The organism is Dolomitihabitans soli (assembly GCF_022213955.1).
GTDB classification, from domain to species: domain Bacteria; phylum Actinomycetota; class Actinomycetes; order Streptosporangiales; family Streptosporangiaceae; genus Streptosporangium_A; species Streptosporangium_A soli.
The window spans coordinates 29,465-51,346 of record NZ_JAKNTW010000045.1 but is presented as its reverse complement, the minus strand read 5'-3'; the positions used below and the strand labels follow the sequence as shown (position 1 = coordinate 51,346).

The following is a 21,882-nucleotide window of genomic DNA, read 5'->3' as shown; positions in this document are numbered from 1 at the left end:
TCTCGGCCGCCGCGTCGCCCGGGATCCCGGCCGGCTCCGTGCCCGGGTCGGCGAGGTCGCGCATGCCGTCGAGGTCGACGCTCCGCCGGTTGCGGTAGACGCCCAGCACGATCGCCAGCCCGACGCCCAGCTCGGCGGCGGCGATGACGATCACGAACAGGGTGAGCACCTGCCCGCTGTGCAGCCGGTCTCTCAGCCACACGTCGAAGGCGACGAGGTTGAGGTTGACGGCGTTGAGCATGAGCTCGACCGACATCAGCACCAGGATCGTGTTGCGCCGGGCGAGCACGCCGTACACGCCGATGGAGAACAGCAGGGCGGAGACCACGGCCGGGTAGACGATGTGCACTACCGCCCCCTGATGTCGGTGCGAGACAGCACGATCGCCCCGATCAGGGCGGCGAGCAGGAGCACGGACAGCGCCTCGAAGGGCAGCACCCAGTTGCGGAAGATGCTGCTTCCGAGCTCCTTCGCGGCGCCTCTGCCGGGGGTCAGGTCGGCGTAGGCGGTGCGGAAGCCGTCGATCACCACGGTCACCAGCAGCGCGGCGGTCGCCAGGGCGACGAGCGCCGCCACCGGGCGGTTACCGCTGTCGAGGTCGGCCGAGCGGCCGATCGGAGCGCGGGTGAGCATGAGGCCGAAGAGGAGCAGCGCCACGACGGCGCCCACGTAGATCAGCACCTGGACCCAGGCGACGAACTCGGCGGTCAGCACGAGGTAGCAGCCGGCCAGGGCGCCGAAGCAGACGACCAGCCAGAGCGCGGCGTGGACGAGCTGTCTCGTGGTCACGACCAACAGCGCCGCCCCAACGGCCACCGCGCCGAGCAACAGGAAGACGATCTCCTGCCCGGTCGGCGACAGATAGGACGGCACCTCGGCCATCACGGCTCCTCCTCAGGCTCCCGTGGCTCGCTGGATTCCTGCGGGCGACTCTTCCTCGGCGCGGGGTCGGGCGCCGAACCCGAACGAGATTCTGTGGATAACGGGTCGTCCGCCGGCCGGCCTGTGGACGACTCCTTCTTCGGCAGCGCGCCCGGCGGCTTGATCGCCCGCACGGCCGCGTGGCCGGCGGACGGCCCCGCCGTACTGCGCGGCCGCTCCTTGGGCGGCGGGGGCTCCTCGGCGGCGGGGTCGCGCGGGGCGGCGGGCGCGGGGCGAGGCGGGCGGGCGGCCGCGGCGAGTTCCTTGGGCGGGTCGGCGGCGGCGTCGTGGGCGGGCGGCGGCGGGACGGTCTCGACCCATTCGCGCAGCCGGTCCTTCTCGTGGAGAAGGTTGCGGATGTCGTGCTCCGCGTACTCGAACTCGGGTGACCAGAACAGCGCGTCGAACGGGCACACCTCGATGCAGATCCCGCAGTACATGCACAGGGAGAAGTCGATCGCGAACCGGTCGAGCGCGTTGCGGGCACGGGGCCGGCCGCCCTCGGGCGCGGGCAGCGTCTCCTTGTGGGAGTCGATGTAGATGCACCAGTCGGGGCACTCACGGGCGCACAGCATGCAGACCGTGCAGTTCTCCTCCACGAGCGCGATCACGCCACGGCTGCGCGCGGGCAGGTCGGGGTGAACCTCGGGGTACTGCTGGGTCACCGATCTGCTCAGCATGTGCCGCAGGGTGACCGACAGCCCCTTGGCCAGTCCGACTCCTGGTATGTGCGCCACGATTCAACATCATGACGCACCTTGCCCAGAAGGTGAATGTGCGCGAGCACTTGTCCCCAGCTTTTCCACAGAATCAAGAGGTTATCCACACCCCTGTGGACACAGGTCGCCGAGTTATCCACAGGCTCGGAGATCCTTGTCCACATCGATACCGCAGCCATATGCGCAGCGGACCTGGGATCCGTATCCTTCGCGCCATGGCATCTGCGAGCGGGCCACCGGGCGGGCCGGGGCGATACCCCCCACCCGGCGCGCCGTCGCTCCCCGGCCACCCCCCGCCGACCTACCCGCCCGTCCCCACCGGGGCCTATCCGATCGCCCACCCGCCGCCCGGCACGCCGATCGTCCTGACCGTCATGTGGGCCATGGTGCCCCTGCTCACCTGCGGCGTGGGCACGCCGTTCATCATGGGCCACGCCGCCGCCCGGCTGAAGAGCGCGTCACTCGTCGCCGGCGCGGTCCTGTACGGCGCGGGCACCGTGGTCTTCTGGGGGGCCATCGCCGGATACGAGAAGGTCGAAGACGCCCCCGGCTGGCTCAACGCGCTCATGATGGTGGGCATTCTGGGCTCGGTCATCGGCGGCACGGTGCACGCCCTGCTGATCCGGTCGAGGGTCTTCCGCCCCGTGCGTCCGGCGCCCGCCCCCCTGGGCGTGCCGTACGGACCGACGGCCTCGCATGCCCCCCGCACCGCCCCGACGCTGCCGCGCGGCCCCCAGGGCGGGCCCCAGCGCGGGCCCCGTGCGGCGGGCGGGGCCGTGCAGCCGCTGCGTGCCACCGATCCCGGCCGGCTCGGTCCCTACCGCCTGGTCGGGCAGCTCGGCAGGGGCGGCCAGGGCGTCGTCTACCTGGGCGTCGCGCCCGACGGCATGAAGGTGGCGGTGAAGGTCCTGCACGACTGGTTCAGCGGTGACCCGGTCGCCAAGAGCCGGTTCGTCCGCGAGGTCGACGCGGCGCGCAAGGTCGCGCCGTTCTCCACCGCGCGGGTGCTCGACGTGCGGATGGACGACGACTCCGCCTACATCGTCAGCGAGTACGTCGAGGGCAGGTCCCTGGAGCGGCTCGTCCAGGAGGAGGGCCCGCGCGCCGCGGACGGGCTGACCCGGCTGGCCCTGGCCACCGCGGGCGCCCTGGCGGCCATCCACCGCGCCGGGATCGTGCACCGCGACTTCAAACCGGCCAACGTGCTGATCGGCCCGGACGGCCCCCGGGTCATCGACTTCGGCATCGCCCGCGCCCTCGACCAGAACAGCGCCACCTCCGGCAAGATCGTCGGCACGCCCTCCTACATGTCACCCGAGCAGTTCGCCGGGGGCGACGTGTCACCGCAGTCCGACGTGTTCAGCTGGGCGGCCACGATGATCTTCGCCGCCTCGGGACGGCCCGCGTTCGGGGACGACTCCATGCCCGCCATCGTCAACCGCGTGCTCAACCACCACCCCGACCTGGCCTGCCTCCCCCCGCCCATCCGCCCCCTCATCGCCTCCTGCCTCGACAAGCGCCCGCACCGCCGTCCCGACGCCTCCGACATCATGCTCGGCATCGTGCACTGACGGCCGGCTCTCGACCCTGCACGGCGTCCTGTCGGGATCCGCGTCCTGGGCGGCCACCGGCACCCGCCCGCCGGGCGCCGGTCACGACGGCGCAGTACGGCCCAGGCGAGGCCAGGGCCGCGGCCTGCGGTCCACCCGTCAGACGACGCCCGCGGAACGCCCACAGCCGCGTCCGTCGCGTCCGGAAGGGCGAAGTACGGCCCAGGCCAAGGGCGCGGCCTGCGAGCGCACGTCAGGCAACACCCGCAGAACGCCCCCAGCCGCGCCCGTCGCGCCCGGAAGGGCGAAGTACGACCCAGCCCAAGGGCGCGGCCTGCGAGCGCACGTCAGGCGACACCTGAGGAACGCCCCCAGCCGCGTCCGTCGGGTCAGGGGAGAAGGACGCGGACCACCCCGGTGAGGGCGAGCTGGGCGAGGGCGAGCGGGACGAGGCCCATCCAGGCGAGCTTCTGGAGCTGGTCCTCGCGCAGGCGGGGGTAGCTGACGCGGAGCCAGATGACCACGAAGGCCAGCGCGAAGACCTTGATCAGCATCCACACCGGGCCGGGCAGCAGCGGGCCGTGCCAGCCGCCGAGGAACAGCACGGCGGTCAGCGCGGAGAGCACCACGATGCCGACGTACTCGGCCAGCATGAAGAGGGCGAAACGCATGCCGGTGTACTCGGTCATCGGGCCCATGATCAGCTCCGACTCGGCGATCGGCATGTCGAACGGCGGGCGGCGCAGCTCCGCGAGCCCGGCGACGAAGAAGACGACGCCGCCGATCGCCTGCCACGGAAGCCACCACCACTGCCATGCCTCCACGATGCCGGGCAGCGACAGCGTGCCCGCGGCCATCGCGACGGAGGAGGCCGCCAGGACCAGCGGCAGCTCGTACGACATGAGCTGAGCGGCCGAGCGCATGCCGCCGAGCACGGAGTACTTGTTGCCGGAGGACCAGCCCGCCATGATCGAGCCGAGCACGCCGATCCCCATCACGGCGAGCACGTAGAACAGTCCGGCGTCGAGGTCGGCGCCGATGAGGCCGGGGCCGATCGGGATGACGACCAGCACCAGGAGGTAGGGCACCAGGGCGACGCCGGGAGCCAGGGCGAAGACGCGGCGGTCGGCCGCGGTGGGGATCACGTCCTCCTTCTGCATGAACTTCACGCCGTCGGCGATGAGCTGGGCCCAGCCGTGGAAGCCGCCCGCGTACATCGGGCCGAGGCGGGCCTGCATGTGGGCCATGACCTTGTGCTCGGTCTGTCCGACGATCAGGGGCAGGACCAGAAAGACGGCGACGATCGCCACGATCCTGATCAGGACGTCGAGCACCTCAGGCATCGCGACCCCAATCAGCGGGAACTCCGGGCGGCAGGGTCTTGCGGCGGCTCGGGGAGCCGTGGTCGGACTCGCCGGGCTCCTTCGCGCCGGGCCACGCCTTGGCGACCCTCGCGGCGAGCACGAAGTCCTTGCGCAGCGGATGCCCCTCGAAACCGTCGGGCAGCAGCAGCGGAACCAGGTGGGGATGCCCCTCGAAGATCACGCCGAACATCTCGAAGGTCTCCCGCTCGTGCCAGTCGGCTCCCCGGAAGACGCCCACGGCACTGGCCAGCCTGGGGTCGGCCAGGGGTACGGCGGTGCGGAGCAGGAGGTGCTCCCGGGTGTCCGGGTTGAAGACGTGGGCCACCACGGAGAAGCCCTCGGGCGGGTCGTCGACCCCGGTCAGCCAGTCGAAGAACGCGCAGCCCAACTCGTCGCGGGCGTAGCCGAGCAGGTCGAGCCAGGAGCCGGGCTCGACGTCAACGGTGAGCTGGCCGAAGGACTCGGAGACCCGCTGCTCGCCGTACCGGCTGGTCAGGGCGTCCTTCATGAGTCGCCGCCCTGGGAGCGGGACCAGACGTAGCGGTCGCTCAGCGTCTCGGCGGCGATCTGCTCCTGGAGTTTCATGATGCCGTGCAGGAGCGCCTCGGGTCTGGGCGGGCAGCCGGGGATGTAGACGTCGACGGGGATGATCTGGTCGACGCCCTTGGTCACGCAGTAGGAGTCCCAGTAGGGGCCGCCGCTGTTGGAGCACGCTCCGAAGGAGATGACGTACTTGGGGTCGGGCATCTGCTCGTAGAGCCGTTTCACGGCGGGGGCCATCTTGTCGGTGACCGTGCCTGAGACGATCATCAGGTCGGCCTGCCGGGGCCCGTTCGCGAACGGGATCACGCCGAAACGGATGAAGTCGTGCCTGCTCATCGAGGTGGCGATGAACTCGATCGCGCAGCACGCCAGCCCGAAGTTGAACACCCACAGGGAGTATCTGCGTCCCCAGTTGAGGATGAACCGCATGGGTTTGGGCGCTAGCCGGGAGACCGGTCCAACGGTGGGCATCGGGAGATCCGCCATGTCACGCATTCTCCATGCAGACTCACGTCCAGGCGAGTACGCGTTTGCGCCAGGCGTAGACGATGCCCAGCGCGATGAAGCCGAGGAAGAGGAACATCTCCACCAGCGTGGTCATCCCGAAGCCCGGCGCGGCGTAGACGGTGGCCCAGGGGAAGAGGAAGACGGCGTCCACCGCGAAGACGACGTAGAGGTAGGTGAAGACGTAGTAGCGCACCTGGGACTGGGCCCAGCCCTCCCCCACCGGATCGACCCCGCACTCGTAGGTGAGCAGCTTCTCGGGCGTGGGCCGGGTGGGCCGGAGCAGCCGGTTGACGAACAGCGCCCCGGCGACCACGGCCACGCCGATCGCCAGGAACACGGCGACCAGCGCGTAAGCGCCGAAGTATCCGCTCATCTCGCCACCATAACCCGCAAGCACGGGTTCCAAAAGCTCCCTCCCCATCCCCCCAAATCACCGCAAAGCCCCGTTTAAACCGATATTTCGACCCATAACCTGGCCTGCATGCTCAAACTGCGATTCACCAGCGGAATCGCGTTGCTGGCCGCCACCGTCACCGCCTGCGGCCTGGGCAACCCCCCCACCCACGACGCCCCGCTGCCCGCCGAACCCACGATGATCGGCTTCGCCGACCCCTCCCGGGTGGGCGGCCTGAGCACCCGCACGATCACCGCTAAGGCCCCCAGCCGCCGGGTCCACATCACCTACCCCACGCTCGCGGCCGATCCCGCGCTGTCGCACCAACTGCACGCCGAGGTGACCGCCCAGCTCCGCGCCTTCACCCGGGCGACCCGCGCCGCCGGCCCCACTCCTGAGCTCAACATCGACTGGCAGCTCTCCGCCGTCTCCGAAAAGATCATCGGCGTCCGGCTGCGGACCGGCGAGTTCGACGGCTCCGGTTGGAGCGACTCTCAGCGCACCGTGTGGCACGACCGGCCCGCCAACCGCCCGCTGAGCTCCACCGGCCTGCTCAACGGGCAGGCCGGCCTGACCACCCTGGCCGGTCTGGTCAAGGCCCGGCTCAAGGACAGGAAGCACGGCGTGGACGTGGACGCCGTGACGGCCGACCCGAACCTCTTCGACTCCCTCGCCTTCAACCGCAAGGGCGACCTGGTCGCCGAGTTCGACGACTTCCAGGTGGGAGCGGGTTCGCTGGGCCGGGTGGCCGTCGCCGTACCCCGGGCGCAGGCCGCGCCGCTGCTGTCGGCGGCGGGGGTCGCGGCGCGTGCCGCGGCCGAGACCCCGGCCGTCGCGGACGTGCCGCCCGTCCAGGTCCTCACCAGCAAGCGGGAGCACACGCGGAGCACAGACTTCGGTGAGACGGACTGTGCCCCGAGGAAGTGTGTCGCCCTGACGTTCAACGACGGCCCGGGCGCCCACACCCCCCGTTTGCTGTCCGCGCTGGCCGCGCGCGGTGCACGGGCGACCTTCTTCGTCACGGGCAGCAACGCCATCGCCCAGCCCGACCTGCTGCGCCGGATGCGCGACGAAGGACATGTGATCGGCAACCACTCCTGGTCGCACCGGAACCTGGCCGCGCTGTCCGCCAACCGGATCGCCGACCAGCTCGGCCGTACCCAGAACGCCGTGCACGCCGCCGTCGGCCAGACCCCGACGCTGGCCCGCGCCCCCTACGGATCCGCAGGTCCCGAGGTCGCCATGGTCGCCGAGCGGATGGGCCTCTCACTCGTACGGTGGAACGTCGACCCCGGCGACGAGTATCTCAGGGACCCGGCCGACGTCGTCCGCAGAACGGTCAAGGGCGCCAGGCCCGGCGCGATCATCGCGCTGCACGGCGTCTCCGGTTCCACCGTCGACGCGATGCCCACCGTGCTCGACGAGCTCACCAGGCGCGGCTACATCTTCGTGACCGTCCCCGAGCTGTACGGCACGCAGCCCATGATGCCCGGACAGACGTACCACGCGGGCGGCCCGACCGCCACTACGGCACGACTCCGATAACCTTCCGATTGCACGGGGACATATAGTTAGACCTCGTGACCCGAACCATCCTCTTCCAGCGCCTGCACGTGGACCTGTGCCGGCTGGCTGCGGGGCTGTGTCGCGCCTACCACGTACGGTCGTGAACACACCGCCCGGCGTGGCGCGGCACCCGTACTCACGATGGACTGAATCCCGTCCTGCCCAGCCCCCAGCCGGACACCACCGGGGTTTCATAAGCTGCCCGCAGCCCCGCGAGGATCTGCGACGGACGTCACACTCCTCCGCAGAGTGGAACGCGAACACGTACGCGTCACCCCCGAGGATCTAGCATGGAATTGAGAAACATGTCACGAGCAACGGCGCCTCAGCGCGTCGAGGAGGACTGAGCTGTGGCCAAGCAGGTTCAGCAACTCGACCGCGTGATCATCCGGTTCGCCGGCGACTCCGGCGACGGCATGCAGCTGACCGGTGACCGCTTCACGGCGGAGACCGCGGAGTTCGGCAACGACCTGTCCACGCTTCCCAACTTCCCGGCTGAGATCCGAGCTCCCGCGGGCACCCTGCCCGGCGTCTCGAGTTTCCAGCTGCACTTCGCCGACCACGACATCCTCACGCCGGGCGACGCCCCGAACGTGCTGGTCGCGATGAACCCCGCAGCCCTGAAGGCCAACCTCGGCGACCTGCCCCGCGGGGCGGACATCATCGCCAACACCGACGAGTTCACCAAGCGAAACCTGTCGAAGGTCGGCTACTCCGTGAGCCCCATCGACGACGACTCGCTGAGCGAGTGGCGGGTGCACGCCGTGCCGCTCACCTCGCTGACCGTACGGGCCCTCGACGGCCTCGGCATCTCGAAGAAGGACGCCGAGCGGGCGAAGAACATGTTCGCCCTCGGCTTGCTCTCCTGGCTCTACCACCGGCCGACCGAGGCGACGATCAAGTTCCTCGAAAGCAAGTTCGCCAAGAAGCCCGACATCGCCAAGGCCAACATCGTCGCCTTCCAGGCGGGGTGGAACTACGGCGAGACCACCGAGTCGTTCTCGGTCTCCTACGAGATCAAGCCGGCCCGGCTGGCCCCCGGCATCTACCGCAACATCTCGGGCAATCAGGCGCTCGCGTACGGCCTGATCGCGGCGTCCGTGCAGTCGAAGCTGCCGCTGTTCCTCGGGTCCTACCCGATCACACCGGCCTCCGACATCCTGCACGAGCTGTCCAAGCACAAGCGGTTCGGCATCAGGACCTTCCAGGCGGAGGACGAGATCGCCGGCGTGGCCGCGGCACTGGGCGCGTCCTTCGGCGGCGCGCTCGGCGTGACCACGACGAGCGGCCCCGGCGTCCTGCTGAAGGCCGAGACGGTGGGCCTCGCGGTCGCCACCGAGTTGCCGCTGATCCTGGTCGACGTGCAGCGCGCCGGGCCGAGCACCGGCATGCCCACCAAGACCGAGCAGACCGACCTGCTGATGGCCATGTTCGGCCGCAACGGCGAGTCCCCGGTGCCGATCGTGGCCCCGTCCACCCCGAGCGACTGCTTCCACTCGGCGATCGAGGCCGCGCGGATCGCGGTGAAGTACCGCACCCCGGTCATCCTGCTGTCCGACGGCTACCTGGCGAACGGCTCGGAGCCGTGGCAGCTCCCCGACGTCGCGGACCTGCCGGACATCTCCACCGAGTTCGCGTCGGGCCCGAACGACGGGGAGAACTTCCTGCCGTTCAAGCGCGACCCGGCGACCCTCGCCCGCCCCTGGGCGGTCCCCGGTACAGCGGGCCTGGAGCACCGGATCGGCGGCATCGAGAAGGCCGACGGCACCGGCAACATCTCCTACGACCCGAACAACCACGACCTCATGGTCCGGCTCCGCCAGGCCAAGATCGACGGGGTCGACGTGCCGGATCTGGAGGTGGACGACCCCGACGGCGACGCCAGGGTGCTGGTGCTCGGCTGGGGATCGACCTACGGTCCGATCGCCGCCGCCGCCCGCCGGGTGCGCCGGGCGGGGGGGAAGGTCGCCCAGGCTCACCTGCGGCACCTCAACCCGCTGCCCGCCAACACCGGCGAGGTGCTGCGGTCCTACGACAAGGTGCTCCTCCCCGAGATCAACCTCGGCCAGCTGGCCCTGCTGCTGCGTGCCCGCTTCCTGGTCGACATCATCAGCTACAACCGCGTGCGCGGCCTGCCGTTCAAGGCGGAGGAACTGGCCGGCGTGATCCAGGACGTGATCGAGAGTGAATGACATCGTCAACGGCAGGGGCCTGACCCTCGTCCCCAAGAGCGACACCAAGCTGGGCATGAAGGACTTCAAGTCCGACCAGGAGGTCCGCTGGTGCCCCGGATGCGGTGACTACGCGATCCTCGCGGCGGTGCAGAGCTTCGTCCCGGAGCTCGGCCTCAAGCGCGAGAACATGGTCTTCGTCTCCGGCATCGGCTGCTCCTCCCGGTTCCCCTACTACATGGACACCTACGGGTTCCACTCGATCCACGGCCGCGCCCCGGCGATCGCCACCGGTCTGGCCGCCTCGCGTCCCGACCTGAGCGTGTGGGTGATCACCGGCGACGGCGACGCGCTGTCGATCGGCGGCAACCACCTGATCCACGCGCTGCGCCGTAACGTCAACCTGAACATCCTGTTGTTCAACAACCGGATCTACGGTCTGACCAAGGGCCAGTACTCCCCCACCAGCGAGATCGGCAAGATCACCAAGTCGACGCCGATGGGGTCGCTCGACAAGCCGTTCAACCCGATCTCGCTGGCGATCGGCGCGGAGGCCTCGTTCGTCGCCCGCACCATCGACTCCGACCGTAAGCACCTCCAGTCGGTGCTCCGTGAGGCCGCCGAGCACCAGGGCACCTCGCTGGTCGAGATCTACCAGAACTGCAACATCTTCAACGACAACGCCTTCGAGCAACTCAAGGACCCCGAGGTCCGCGACGACATCACCCTCCGCCTGGAGCACGGCCAGCCCATCGCCTCGGCCTCCAAGGCGGTACGGCAGGGCCCGCGCGGCCTGGAGGTCGTCCCGCGCGCGTCGGTGCGCGAGGAGGAGATCCTCGTTCACGACATCCACAACCCCGATCCCTCGCTGGCCTTCGCGCTGTCCCGGCTCGACGAGCCCGCCTTCGAGCATGTCCCGATCGGCATCTTCCGCAGTGTCGACCGGCCCTCCTACGACGCGCTGATGGCCGACCAGCTCGACCAGGCCACCACCGACCGCGGACCGGGCGACCTGGCCGATCTGCTCTACGGCGGAGACACCTGGCGCATCGGCTGACCCGACCGAAACCCGAGGGCCGCCCGTCCTGATGACGGGCGGCTCTTCGCATGCTGAAACGAACCGGCTCACCGGCCAGATGTTCCGATAGACGTTTCCGCCGGCCGGAGAAGGAGAACCGCGGATGCCCCTGCCCGACGGCACGGACGGATCGCTGCGGAAGGACTGGCGCGAGACCCGCGTGCTGGTGACCGGCGCGGGCGGCTTCATCGGCTCGCATCTGCTCCGGAGGCTGCGTCTGCTCGACGCGGAGGTCCACGCGACCAGCCGCCGGGCGCGGACTCGGGCGACGCAAGGCGTGACCTGGCACGTCAGCGACCTCGGCGATCCCGACGCGGTCGGGGAGTTGCTCCGCCGTACCCGTCCCGACGTGGTCTTCCACCTCGCCAGCGAGGTCACCGGCAGCAGGGACGTGCGGATCGTGCCGGCCACCCTGCGCGCCAACCTGACGAGCGTGGTCAACCTGCTCACGGCGGTGACCGAGACTCCGGAGACCCGGGTGGTCCTGGCCGGCTCGCTGGAGGAGCCCCGGGAGGGCGAGCCGACCCCCTCCTCCCCCTACGCGGTGGCCAAGTGGGCCGCGAGCGGTTACGCGCGGATGTTCCACCGCCTGTACGGCGTGCCGGTCAGCACGCTGCGGATCGCGATGGTCTACGGACCCGGCCAGCCGGACACGTCGAAGCTGGTGCCCTATGTCACGTTGGCGCTGCTGCGCGGGGAGGAGCCGGCCATCGGCAGCGGTACCCGGCTGCTCGACTGGATCCACGTGGACGACGTGGTCGACGCCTTCGTCTGCGCGGCCGAGCGGGAGCGGGCGGCCGGGGGGAGCTTCGAGATCGGCTCGGGGGTGGGCACGTCCATCCGGGAGACCGTGGAGATGCTCCACCGCATCGTCGGCGGCGCGTCCCTGCCGCGTTTCGGCGCGCTCTCCGACCGGCCGCTGGACAGTGCCAGAATCGCCGACCTCCAGCTCGCCGACGAGATCCTCGGATGGCGGCCGGCCACCAAACTCGAACAGGGTCTCAGTCAAACCGTCGCCTGGTATTCGGGCCGTCTTTAATTAAATCTTTCCCGTAATACGGCCATAAGACTCACTGAAGGAGGACTAAAAGAGGTAACGGGGCTGGATACCCGTGCGATATCGAACATATGACGTCTGACAGTCCGCGAATCGCGATCGTCCTGGTGACGTATAACAGCACCAAAGTATTGGGCGACTGCCTGCGCTCACTTTCCGCCGGATCGCGGGGAGTACGGCTCGCGCAGGTGGTCGTGGCCGACAACGCCTCCAAGGACGGGTCGGTCGAGCTGGCCGAGGAGTTCACCGACCTCCCCCTGTCCGTCGTACGGCTGGGCCGCAACGCCGGGTACGCCGCCGCGATCAACGCCGGTATCGCGGCGATGGACCTCGACCGGCTCGACGCCGTCTTCGTCGCGAATCCCGACTGCCGGCTGCGGACCGGAGCGCTCGCCGAGCTGGCCGCCGCGTTGCGGGAGCCCGGCCACGGCATCGCCGTACCTCGTCTGCTGGCTCCCGATGGCACGCTCCAACCCTCGCTGCGCCGGATGCCCACCGTGGGCAGGGCGGTCGCCGAGGCGGTGATCGGCGGGCGCCTCGCGGGCCGGATCCGCACGCTGGGCGAGGTGATCACCGACCCCCGGCACTACGAGCGGCCGGGCCCGGCGACCTGGGCGACCGGCGCGGCCATGCTCATCTCGGTGGCGGCGCTGCGCGACGTCGGGCCGTGGGACGAGTCGTTCCTGCTCTACAGCGAGGAGACCGAGTTCGCGCTGCGCGCCGGCGACCGGGGCTGGACGCTGTGGTACGAGCCGGCGGCCGTGGTGGAGCACATCGGCGGCGAGTCGGGTGTCAGCCCGATGCTGGCCGCGCTGCTCGTCGTGAACAAGGTGCGGCTGTTCCGCCGTCGTCGCGGGTCGGTGGCCTCGCTCGCCTACTACCTCGCGACCGTCCTCGGCCAGACCGTGCGCGCGCTCGTCGGCAGCCGCACCTCCAGAGCCTCACTCATCGCGCTGGTCAGACCATCCCGCCGGCTCCAGACACTGCCGGGCTAGGTCCCACCCATGGAGGGAAACGCCATATGAAGATCAGCGTCTTCGGGCTCGGCTACGTGGGCTGCGTGTCCGCGGCCTGCCTGGCGACCCGCGGGCACGAGGTCGTCGGGGTGGACGTCAACCCCGTGAAGATCGACCTCATCACCCGGGGCCGCGCGCCGGTCGTCGAGGAACGGATCGGCGAGCTCACCGCCGAGGTGGTTCGCACGGGGGCGCTGCGGGCCACCGCCGACGTCGGGGAGGCGATCGCCGCCACGGAGGTCTCGCTGATCTGCGTCGGCACGCCGTCCGCCCCGAACGGCAGCCTGTCCACGGCCTTCCTGGAACGCGTGGCGGAGCAGATCGGCCACGCGCTCGCCGGGCTGAGCCACCGGCACACGATCGTCTTCCGCAGCACGATGCTGCCGGGCACCTGCGCCGACCTGCTCATCCCGATCCTGGAGCGGGCCTCCGGGCTGCGCGCGGGGGTCGGGTTCGGCGTCGCGGTCAACCCGGAGTTCCTGCGCGAGGGGACGAGCATCCGCGACTTCTTCGAGCCGCCCAAGACGGTGATCGGGGAGTTCGACCCGGAGAGCGGCGACGTGGTGGCCGCGCTGTACGAAGGGCTGCCGGGCGAGGTGTTCCGGGTGCCCCTAGAAGTAGCCGAGATGACGAAATATGCGGATAACGCGTTTCATGGGGTGAAGATCAGCTTCGCCAATGAGCTGGGGGCGATCTGCCAGGCGCTCGGCCTCGACTCCCACCAGGTCATGGACGTCTTCCTCGCCGACCGCAAGCTGAACATCTCCCCCGCCTACCTGCGGCCCGGCTTCGCGTTCGGCGGCTCCTGCCTGCCGAAGGACCTGCGCGGCCTGGTCTACGCCGCGCGGCGGGCCGACGTCTCGGTGCCGCTGCTCTCGCACGTGCTGCCCTCCAACGACGAACACCTGCGGCGCGCCTTCGACCTGGTCACCGCCAGCGGCCGGCGCCGGATCGGGCTGTTCGGGCTGTCCTTCAAGCCCGGCACCGACGACCTCAGGGAGAGCCCCCTGGTCGAACTGGCGGAGCGTCTCATCGGCAAGGGCTACGACCTGCGCATCTATGACGCGAACGTGACGATGTCCCGCCTGATGGGCGCCAACCGCGACTACATCGAGAGCAGGCTGCCGCACCTGGGCGACCTGCTGAGCAACTCCGCCGACGACGTGCTCGCGCACGCCGAGGTGTGCGTCGTCGGCTGCAAGGACACCGCCGTGCTGGACGCGCTCGACGGCGCCGGCGACCGCACGATCATCGACCTCGTCCGACTCCCCGACGCCGCGGCGCGCCGGACCGACCCGGGATACGTGGGCCTTGGCTGGTAACGCAGGTAACAGGCGCAGAAGAGCGCTGATCCTCGTCGAGAACCTCTCGGTGCCCTTCGACCGGCGGGTGTGGCAGGAGAGCACCACGCTGCGCGACGCCGGCTGGGAGGTCCACGTCATCTGCCCGCAGGGCACGAAACGGGACACCGAGCGCGAGGCCGTGATCGACGGCATCAAGATCCACCGCTACCCGCTGCGCCCCGCGACCGGCGGCCCGCTCGGCTACGCCAAGGAGTACGGCTCGGCGTTGTGGCACACCTTCCGGATCGCCCGCCGGATCGGACCCGTCGACGTCGTGCACGCCTGCAACCCGCCCGACCTGTTCTTCCTGGTCGCCAGGATGCTACGACGACGCGGCGCCCGGTTCGTCTTCGACCAGCACGACCTGGTGCCCGAGCTCTACCTCTCCCGCTTCGACCGGGGGCAGGACTTCCTCTACCGCGCCGTGTGCCGCCTCGAACGGCTCACCTACCAGGCGGCCGACGTGGTCATCGCGACCAACGAGAGCTACCGGGAGGTCGCGCTGGGCAGGGGGCGCAAGCGGCCGGACAAGGTGTTCGTGGTGCGGAGCGCGCCGGTCGTCGAGCGGTTCCACGAGGTTCCCGCCGAGGAACCGCTCCGGCGCGGCAAGCCGTACCTGCTGTGCTATCTGGGGGTGATGGGGCCGCAGGACGGGGTGGACTACGCGCTGCGGGCGCTGGCCAAGCTGCGGGACGAGCTGGGGCGTGACGACTGGCACGCGGTGTTCGTCGGGGGCGGGGACACGTTCGACGACATGGTGGCGTTGTCGCGGCGGCTGGGGCTGGCCGACGTGGTGGAGTTCACCGGGCGGATCCCCGACGAGGATCTGCTGCGCTACCTGTCCACGGCCACGGTCTGCCTGTCGCCCGATCCGCTGAACCCGCTCAACGACGTCTCCACGATGAACAAGATCATGGAGTACATGGCGATGGCCCGCCCGGTCGTCTCCTTCGACCTGCGCGAGGCCAGGGTGTCGGCCGGGGAGGCCGCGCTCTACGCGCCGGCCAACGACGAGTCGGCGTTCGCGAAGCTGGTCTCCCGGCTGCTCGACGATCCCGACGAGCGCCGCCGGATGGGCGAGATCGGCCAGGCCCGGGTCAGCGGGCCGCTGTCGTGGGAGCACTCGAGGACCGCGCTGCTCGCCGCCTACGAGGCCGCGTGCTCCTGACAGGTCGTGGTCAACCGTGCTGATCCGCTCGGCTGCCCGCGTCGCGTCCCCAGCCGACCTGGTCGCCGCGCAGCGTCCTGAACCGGGTCACCACCCGGTCCAGGGCGAGGACGGCCAGGTAGCACGCCGCGTCGAGCGGGCTCACCCGGCGTCGCCGCAGCAGGGCGCCGAGCGAGCCCAGCCGCAGCCGGCTCCCGGCCGCGGGCCTGCCGAGCGCCACGAGTTGCCTGTTGCCCCGCCGTACCCTGACCCGGCGGTCGAGGTGGGCCGCGACGGTCCGGGCCGGGCGGACCGTCGACGTGGCCTCACGCACCACGACGCGCTCGCCGGCGGTGAAACTGCCCTGCACCCAGCCGTCGTCGGAGATCAGGTCCGGCAGGGGGAACACCCGGCCGTGGCCCTCCTCGTTGAGCACGTAGACGCCCACCCCGGCCAGACTGCGGACCGGGGCGATGAGCTGCTCGTGCACGTGGTGCAGCCGTCTGGCGACCCGGCCCGCCCCGCCGAGGTCCAGCACCGGGACGGGCGCGCAGGCGAGCACCCCGGGACGGCCGCAGGCCGCGACCAGCCGCCGCACCGACTCCGCGGTCAACTCCACGTCCGCGTCGAGATAGACCCGCGGAAACGTACGGCAGGCGGCGTCGCCGAGGCGCAGGGCGTTGGCCTTGCCCGGCACCGGCGTCTCGATCACGCGCACCCCGGCCCGCTCGGCCACCTTCGCGGTGCCGTCGGAGCAGGCGTTGGCGACCACCACCACGTCGAACTCCCCCGGCGCGGTCCCGGCCAGCAACCGGCCCAGTCCCGCGCCGATCACCGCCTCCTCGTCGTGTGCCGGAATCACGACACTGACCATCGGCCACCTGACCGAGACTGGGAAATCCTGGCCCATTGGACCGCCCTCATGAGAGAAATGACGAAATGAGAGTAGAACGTGCCGCGCTCGATGGAGTGCTGTTGTTCATTCCGACTCCGCACCGTGACGATCGTGGCCTGTTCACCCGGACCTTCGACGCGGCCGTCTTCACGGCGGCCGGGTTGGACCCGACCTCGTTCATCCAGGACAGCCAGTCCCGCTCGCGGGCGGGCACCGTGCGCGGGATGCACGGGCGGTCCGGCAGGGGCGAGGCCAAACTGGTGCGCTGCGCCCGGGGAGCGGTCCACGATGTGCTGGTGGACGCCCGGCCGGGTTCGGCGACATTCGGGGAGTGGATGTCGGTGGTTCTCGACGATGAAAAATTCGTCACACTATACGTGCCGCAAGGCATATTGCATGGGTTTCAGGCGCTGACCGAACAGACAGATGTTTGTTATCGCATCGACAGAGAGCATGATGCCTCAGAGGATCTGTCTGTCCGTTTCGACGATCCTGAATTGAACATCCACTGGCCGTCACCCGTCACGGCGATCAGCGACCGCGACCTCGCGGCCGGGTCCTGGGCCCGGCTGAGGACCCGCCTCGCCGACCGGACCGGCTGAGCACGAGAGAGTTTCGGGGGCGACCGCGATGCGGCGATGGGTTCGGACGGCATTACCGCCGACGATGGCAGGCGTACTGGCGGCCTCCCTGGCCGCCTGCACCCAGACACCACCACCACCCGTGAAGACGGCGGCGCCGACTCTTACCGCCGCCGTCGCCGAGTGCCACGACCACCCCACCCCGGCGTGCACCGGGGTCCCGCCGGGGACGAAGCTGACCAAGCTCAAGACGAACTTCTACACCTCCTACCGGATCACCGAGCCGGACACCGTGCTCGACGGCGTGCACGTGCCCGGCGACCTGCTGATCACCGCGAAGAACGTGACCATCAAGAACAGCCAGATCGACGGCACCGTGATCGATTTCTACGACGGCAAGACGTACTCCTTCACGATCACCGACTCGACGGTCGGCCCGGAGAAGGGCTGCATCTCGGTCCCCGGCATCTCGACCGCGCAGTTCACCGCCACCCGGGTGCACGTCCGGGGCCATGGCGACGGGTTCAGCGTGTCCGGCGACAACGTGAAGATCCAGGACTCCTACGTGATGCTCTGCTCGAACCCCGGCGACCACTCCGACGGCATCCAGACGTACGGCCCCGGCCGGGGCCTGACCTTCCACCACAACACCGTCGACCAGCGCTACGCCAAGGACATCACCGCGCCGATCTTCCTCGTCGACAAGGGAAGCGTCGACGTGATCGTGACGAACAATCTGGTGATGGGCGGCACTTACAGCATCCGGGTGCGCAACGCCAAGGGAAAGCAGATCGTTCGCGACAATAGGGTCGTTGACAAAACCTGGGTTTATGGTCCGATCGAAGCCGACTGCTCGGCCATCGACTGGTCAGGGAACACGATCGTGACCATCGACGCCGACTATCGCATCACCTCGACCGTAGCCCCGCTGCCCTGCGATGTCTGAGCATTACTTGCGGCGTTCACCGGGTTGACGCCGGTGGGATAAACCCAGTTGATATCAAGAAATATCGTTCAAATTCATGCATACCGGCAGCCACATCCGTCACAATTGCCTGCGCACCATGGGATCGGTCAGGAAAGCGATTAAGCCAGGCGCGGAAGCGCGGAGGTCGCCACTATGACTCGCAGGCACCACTCACACCGTGGCACGAACGCCGGACAGTTCCGCGCGCGCCGCCTCCACAGGCGCCTGATCCCGGTGCTCACCGCCGCCGTCGTGGCGGCGGTGCTACCGGTGGCCTGGCTGTCGGTCCGGAACCAGCCCGCCCCTGTGACCCCGGCCGCGGCCGAGCCGGAGTTCACCACCGAGATGAAGGAGGTGAGCTTCTGGACCCCGGCCACCAAGGTCTCCGCGCGGTCGCACGCCGACCGGGCCCCGATCGAGCTGGGCGTACGGTTCACCGCCACGGAGAACGGGTGGATCGACGGGGTCAGGTTCTACAAGGCCAAGGGCGAGAAGGGGCGGCACACCGGCACGCTCTGGAACGCCGCGGGCCGGAAGCTGGCCACGGTCTCCTTCCGCGGAGAGACGGCCTCCGGCTGGCAGGAGGCCCGTTTCGCAAAGCCGGTCCGGGTCCTCGCGGGACGCGGCTACACGGTCTCCTACCACAGCCGCCACGGCACCTACGTCGGGCAGCCGAACGCCCCCGAACTGCGCTCCGGCCCACTGCGGACCTCGTCCACCAGGACCGGCGTCTACTCCTACGGCGAGAGCAGGTTCCCACAGCGGTGGAACTCCCGTAACTACAACTACTACGTGGATCCCATGTACCGCTGGCTGCACCGTTTCCTCCGGACGAAGCCGACCCCGAAGCCGCCGATCACCCCGAAGCCGGCCTCCCCCACACCGACCTCCCCGAAGCCGACACCGACGAGCCCGTCCACCAGTCCCACGCCGCGCGTGACCCTCACCCCGACCCCGTCCGCCACCCAGCCCACCCTGGAGCCGACGAAGTCCCCCACACCGACGCCCACGCCGACCACCACCCCGAGCCCCAAGCCGACGCCGACACCCACCCCCACTCCGACGCCCACGCCGACCCCCACCGTGTCGACGTCCCAACCCGGCTCCGACCCCGGCGACCGTAAGTGCGCGGACCACCCCACTCCCGACTGCACCGGAGTCCCGCCCGGCGTCAAGCTCAAAGAGCTGAAGACCAACCTCGGCGGCGACACCTACCGGGTGACCGAGCCGGGAACGGTGCTGGACGGCGTGCACATCCCGGGCAACCTGCTGATCACCGCGCATGACGTGGTCGTCAGGAACAGCCAGATCGACGGCACCGTGCTGGACGAGTACGAGCGGAAGACGTACTCCTTCACCATCACCGACTCGACGGTCGGCCCCGAGGACGACTGCATCACCGACCCGGGCATCTCCAACTCCGACTTCACCGCCACCCGGGTGCACGTCCGGGGGCACGGCGACGGGTTCAGCGTGTCCGGCGACAACGTGAAGATCCAGGACTCCTACGTGATGCTCTGCTCGAACCCCGGCGACCACTCCGACGGCATCCAGACCTACAACGCCGGCCGGGGCCTGACCTTCCACCACAACACCGTCGACCAGCGGCACGCCAAGCACATCACCGCGCCGATCTTCCTGGTGGACGAGGGCAGCGTGGACGTCGTCGTCACCGACAACCTCGTGATGGGCGGGACCTACAGCATCCGGGTGCGCAACGCCAAGGGCAAGCAGGTCGTGCGGGGCAACAGCGTGGTCGACAAGTCGTGGGTCTACGGCCCGATCGAGGCCGACTGCTCGGCCATCGACTGGTCGGGGAACACCCTGGTGACCATCGACGCGGACTACCGCGTCACCTCGACCGTGGGGCCGCTGCCCTGCAAGTGACGTTCCTCCCGGGCGATGCGCAGCAACGCGCCGACCGCGCCGACCAGGAGGAACGTCAACCCGGTGACCATCGTGAAGGACAGCAGGTCGAAGGTGGCGGCGCCGATCAGCGGGATGACCAGGCAGCCGCCCAGGGTCAGGGCGAGGTCGCGGGTGACGGGGTCGGTGCTCAGGTAACGCGCGCGGATCGCGGCGTAGAACACGCACAGGAAGATGCCGACGAACGCCACCAGGCCGACGATCCCGGCCTCCACCAGCGTCAGGAGGTACTGGTTGTCGAAGATCTGGTGCTTCGGGGCGTACCATGTGCCGACGCCGCGGCCGAACCACGGGTGCATCGAGATCTCCAGCACGGCGTTGTCGTAGTCGTGGGTGCGGTAGCGGATGCTGTCGTCGGAGCCGAGGTTGGAGAAGAGGCCGTAGAACGTGCCGAGCAGGCCGGGGGCCACCAGCCGCATCCCGATCAGGAACGCGACGGCGGCACCCAGCGCCTGCAACCGCCGCCTGGCCGGCCAGCCGAGGAGCAGTACCAGGCCGACGCCGGCCATCCCGAGTACGGCCGAGCGCGAGACCGAGAACATCAGCCCGGCGCCGATCAGCCCCGTGCACAGCCACCAGCGGCCGGCGGGCTGCCCGCGATCACGCGCGTGGAACCCGAAGTGCGCCGCGATCGGCAGCGTCATCGAGCACAGCACGCCGAACTCGATGGGATGACCGGTGGTCGCGCCCACCCGCCGCAGGGTGGAACGCTCCAGCACGAACATCTCCTCCGAGCTGTAGCGCAGCCCGGGGAACACCATGTACTCGGTGAGATCGAAGTCGACCAGGAACTGCAGCGCGCCGATGACCGCCAGGATCGCCCCGGCGACCACCACGGCCTTCAGCACGAATTCGAGCCGCTCACGGCCACGGACCCCGTCGCACATCGCGAGGGCCACCCCGACGTGCGCCACGATCAGCACCGCCGAGTGGTCGGCGAGGTTGAGCTCGTCCGACGGCAGGTAGGCGTAGGTCGTGTAGCCGTAGACGATCAGCATCACGATCGCGTAGACGAAGATCCCGGTGCGTACGGCGTTCGGCCCCTTCGCCATCCCCAGGGAGTTGGTGAAGTGGGCGCACAGCCAGCACAGGGCGATGGCGAGCCCGACCACGTCCGCGGCGGTGAGCGACAACGGCAGCCCGCGCAGGACGAGCCGGGCCGGGATGATGAACAGCGCGCACAGGAAGATCGCCACCAGCGTGGCGCCGTCGGCCCGCCGCGGCGGCCGGAGTTGATCGATCATCGTCACCATGGCCGCTCAGCGGGGCAGCGGCGACGTGGGCGCCGCCGCCGGGGTCGGGAGGGACGCCGCGGCCGTGCCGGGCTCCAGGGACGCCGGCGGGGCCGTGGACGGCCCCCGGCGGCGGGCCCGACGGCCGTTGACGACGCTCTCGAAGGCGAAGGCCGAGCCGAGGCTCATGATGAAGCCGATGCCGACGGCCGCGGCGGCGGCCCTGAGTTTGCTGCCGCGCTTGGCCTCGGGCGTGGTCGGCGGCATCAGCCGGGTTATCGCGATGTAGGTCTTCACCGGCGCCCCCACCATCCGCTGGCGCCGGGTCAGCTCCTTCTGGGCCTGGGCGGCGACCCGCGTCACGATGTCGCGGGCCTGCTCGGCCGTACGGGCCTCGCCCTCGATGAACACGAACGGGCCGCTCATCAGCAGCTCGGGGTTGGTGCTTCCGTTGGTCACCTTGTAGGTCGTCTCGCTGCCGGCCGGCGCGCCCAGTTCCGCGGCCGTCTCAGCGGTGCCGAGCGCCTGGATGACGATCGAGGCCGACATGCTCAGCCCGTCGTTGAAGTTCAGCAGGGGGTTGACCGGCCAGTTGGGCGCTTCCTTGTCGAGCGGAAGGGTGCCGCCGCTGGGCGGGATCGTCAGCACGAGGACGGACCTGGACACGTAGGTCAGCGGGACCGAGGTGTAGATCGCCGCCACCCCGCCGAGTGCGAGCAGGAACGCCGGAACCGCGACATACCACCGCCGGAAGAGAACGAGGACCGTCCCCCAGAAGTCCATGCGTTCCCCTCCCCGGCGCGTCGGCGGACAAGCCCCCAGCCGGTGTCTCCCCTTGGGAATCGCCCCATCACCTGCCCGCGTTACGCCCCGGCGCGTAACGCTCCGGGAGGTACGGGCCGATA

At 69.8% G+C, this 21,882-nt stretch carries 21 protein-coding genes and 1 pseudogene; 12 read left to right on the top strand and 10 right to left on the bottom strand.

Features of this window, described 5'->3' with window-relative positions; all coding sequences use genetic code 11:
• Positions 1-67 precede the first annotated feature (67 nt).
• From nuoK to MBA17_RS46380, 3 genes and pseudogenes are all read right to left on the bottom strand, one after another.
• Positions 68-349 (bottom strand): annotated as a pseudogene (gene nuoK, locus MBA17_RS46390) (NADH-quinone oxidoreductase subunit NuoK); the annotation flags it as partial.
• Positions 349-882: an NADH-quinone oxidoreductase subunit J family protein gene (locus tag MBA17_RS46385; RefSeq protein WP_238505232.1), complete on the bottom strand. Its 534-nt coding sequence runs from the start codon at positions 880-882 to the stop codon at positions 349-351. The gene MBA17_RS46385 and the pseudogene nuoK, both read right to left, overlap by 1 nt.
• The gene (locus MBA17_RS46380; RefSeq protein ID WP_238505231.1) at positions 882-1,658 is read right to left on the bottom strand and encodes a NuoI/complex I 23 kDa subunit family protein; all 777 of its coding nucleotides are present in this window, start codon (positions 1,656-1,658) and stop codon (positions 882-884) included. The genes MBA17_RS46385 and MBA17_RS46380 overlap by 1 nt, the downstream gene beginning before the upstream one ends.
• A gap of 197 nt (positions 1,659-1,855) precedes the next feature.
• Here MBA17_RS46380 and MBA17_RS46375 point away from each other — a divergent pair, with 197 nt between their 5' ends.
• Positions 1,856-3,211 carry a serine/threonine-protein kinase gene (locus tag MBA17_RS46375; RefSeq protein WP_238505230.1) on the top strand — a complete coding sequence of 452 codons (1,356 nt, stop codon included), beginning with the start codon at positions 1,856-1,858 and terminating at the stop codon, positions 3,209-3,211.
• 368 nt (positions 3,212-3,579) lie between these two features.
• Here the strand turns inward: MBA17_RS46375 and nuoH are convergent, their stop codons facing one another.
• Genes nuoH through MBA17_RS46355 form a run of 4 tightly spaced genes read right to left on the bottom strand, consistent with a single transcriptional unit; the run spans position 3,580 to position 5,977 of the window.
• A complete protein-coding gene (gene nuoH / locus MBA17_RS46370) occupies positions 3,580-4,533 on the bottom strand; it encodes an NADH-quinone oxidoreductase subunit NuoH (RefSeq protein ID WP_238505229.1) in 954 nt (317 codons plus the stop codon).
• The gene (locus MBA17_RS46365; protein ID WP_238505228.1) at positions 4,526-5,062 is read right to left on the bottom strand and encodes an NADH-quinone oxidoreductase subunit C; all 537 of its coding nucleotides are present in this window, start codon (positions 5,060-5,062) and stop codon (positions 4,526-4,528) included. Before MBA17_RS46365 ends, nuoH begins: the two co-directional genes overlap by 8 nt.
• Positions 5,059-5,583, bottom strand: coding sequence for an NADH-quinone oxidoreductase subunit B (locus MBA17_RS46360; protein ID WP_455432984.1), 525 nt, complete (start codon positions 5,581-5,583; stop codon positions 5,059-5,061). The genes MBA17_RS46365 and MBA17_RS46360 overlap by 4 nt, the downstream gene beginning before the upstream one ends.
• Positions 5,584-5,605: 22 nt before the next feature.
• Positions 5,606-5,977: an NADH-quinone oxidoreductase subunit A gene (locus MBA17_RS46355; RefSeq protein WP_238505226.1), complete on the bottom strand. Its 372-nt coding sequence runs from the start codon at positions 5,975-5,977 to the stop codon at positions 5,606-5,608.
• A gap of 108 nt (positions 5,978-6,085) precedes the next feature.
• On the opposite strand from MBA17_RS46355, the gene MBA17_RS46350 reads away from it, so the two are divergent.
• From MBA17_RS46350 to MBA17_RS46320, 8 genes are all read left to right on the top strand, one after another.
• Positions 6,086-7,543 (top strand): polysaccharide deacetylase family protein, encoded by a 1,458-nt coding sequence (locus tag MBA17_RS46350; protein ID WP_238505224.1) that lies wholly within the window; start codon positions 6,086-6,088, stop codon positions 7,541-7,543.
• A gap of 35 nt (positions 7,544-7,578) precedes the next feature.
• Positions 7,579-7,668, top strand: a complete 90-nt coding sequence (locus MBA17_RS50865; RefSeq protein ID WP_455432983.1) for a hypothetical protein — start codon at positions 7,579-7,581, stop codon at positions 7,666-7,668.
• A 246-nt stretch (positions 7,669-7,914) separates the two neighbouring features.
• The gene (locus tag MBA17_RS46345) at positions 7,915-9,756 is read left to right on the top strand and encodes a 2-oxoacid:acceptor oxidoreductase subunit alpha (protein WP_238505222.1); all 1,842 of its coding nucleotides are present in this window, start codon (positions 7,915-7,917) and stop codon (positions 9,754-9,756) included.
• 55 nt (positions 9,757-9,811) lie between these two features.
• On the top strand, positions 9,812-10,792 hold the full coding sequence (locus MBA17_RS46340) for a 2-oxoacid:ferredoxin oxidoreductase subunit beta (protein WP_455432985.1): 981 nt from the start codon (positions 9,812-9,814) through the stop codon (positions 10,790-10,792).
• Between the two features lie 124 nt (positions 10,793-10,916).
• Positions 10,917-11,852 (top strand): NAD-dependent epimerase/dehydratase family protein, encoded by a 936-nt coding sequence (locus tag MBA17_RS46335; RefSeq protein ID WP_238505217.1) that lies wholly within the window; start codon positions 10,917-10,919, stop codon positions 11,850-11,852.
• Between the two features lie 89 nt (positions 11,853-11,941).
• Positions 11,942-12,865, top strand: coding sequence for a glycosyltransferase family 2 protein (locus tag MBA17_RS46330; RefSeq protein WP_238505215.1), 924 nt, complete (start codon positions 11,942-11,944; stop codon positions 12,863-12,865).
• A gap of 26 nt (positions 12,866-12,891) precedes the next feature.
• Positions 12,892-14,208, top strand: coding sequence for a nucleotide sugar dehydrogenase (locus MBA17_RS46325; protein WP_238505213.1), 1,317 nt, complete (start codon positions 12,892-12,894; stop codon positions 14,206-14,208).
• Positions 14,198-15,397 (top strand): glycosyltransferase family 4 protein, encoded by a 1,200-nt coding sequence (locus MBA17_RS46320; protein ID WP_238505211.1) that lies wholly within the window; start codon positions 14,198-14,200, stop codon positions 15,395-15,397. The genes MBA17_RS46325 and MBA17_RS46320 overlap by 11 nt, the downstream gene beginning before the upstream one ends.
• A gap of 10 nt (positions 15,398-15,407) precedes the next feature.
• Here MBA17_RS46320 and MBA17_RS46315 read toward each other — a convergent pair whose 3' ends face one another.
• Positions 15,408-16,250 carry a glycosyltransferase family 2 protein gene (locus MBA17_RS46315; RefSeq protein WP_238505209.1) on the bottom strand — a complete coding sequence of 281 codons (843 nt, stop codon included), beginning with the start codon at positions 16,248-16,250 and terminating at the stop codon, positions 15,408-15,410.
• 65 nt (positions 16,251-16,315) lie between these two features.
• Here MBA17_RS46315 and MBA17_RS46310 point away from each other — a divergent pair, with 65 nt between their 5' ends.
• The 3 genes from MBA17_RS46310 to MBA17_RS46300 all read left to right on the top strand — a co-directional run bounded on the left by MBA17_RS46310 (position 16,316) and on the right by MBA17_RS46300 (position 19,706).
• Entirely contained in the window at positions 16,316-16,873 is a 558-nt protein-coding gene (locus MBA17_RS46310) for a dTDP-4-dehydrorhamnose 3,5-epimerase family protein (RefSeq protein WP_238505207.1), read from the top strand.
• Positions 16,874-16,937: 64 nt separating this feature from the next.
• Entirely contained in the window at positions 16,938-17,798 is an 861-nt protein-coding gene (locus tag MBA17_RS46305; protein ID WP_238505205.1) for a right-handed parallel beta-helix repeat-containing protein, read from the top strand.
• 174 nt (positions 17,799-17,972) lie between these two features.
• Positions 17,973-19,706: a DUF4082 domain-containing protein gene (locus tag MBA17_RS46300; RefSeq protein WP_238505203.1), complete on the top strand. Its 1,734-nt coding sequence runs from the start codon at positions 17,973-17,975 to the stop codon at positions 19,704-19,706.
• Here the strand turns inward: MBA17_RS46300 and MBA17_RS46295 are convergent.
• Both MBA17_RS46295 and MBA17_RS46290 read right to left on the bottom strand, forming a co-directional pair.
• Positions 19,664-20,989 (bottom strand): O-antigen ligase family protein, encoded by a 1,326-nt coding sequence (locus tag MBA17_RS46295; protein ID WP_238505201.1) that lies wholly within the window; start codon positions 20,987-20,989, stop codon positions 19,664-19,666. The two genes, MBA17_RS46300 and MBA17_RS46295, sit on opposite strands and share 43 nt — an antisense overlap.
• A gap of 15 nt (positions 20,990-21,004) precedes the next feature.
• A complete protein-coding gene (locus MBA17_RS46290; protein WP_238505199.1) occupies positions 21,005-21,760 on the bottom strand; it encodes a hypothetical protein in 756 nt (251 codons plus the stop codon).
• Positions 21,761-21,882: the final 122 nt, after the last annotated feature.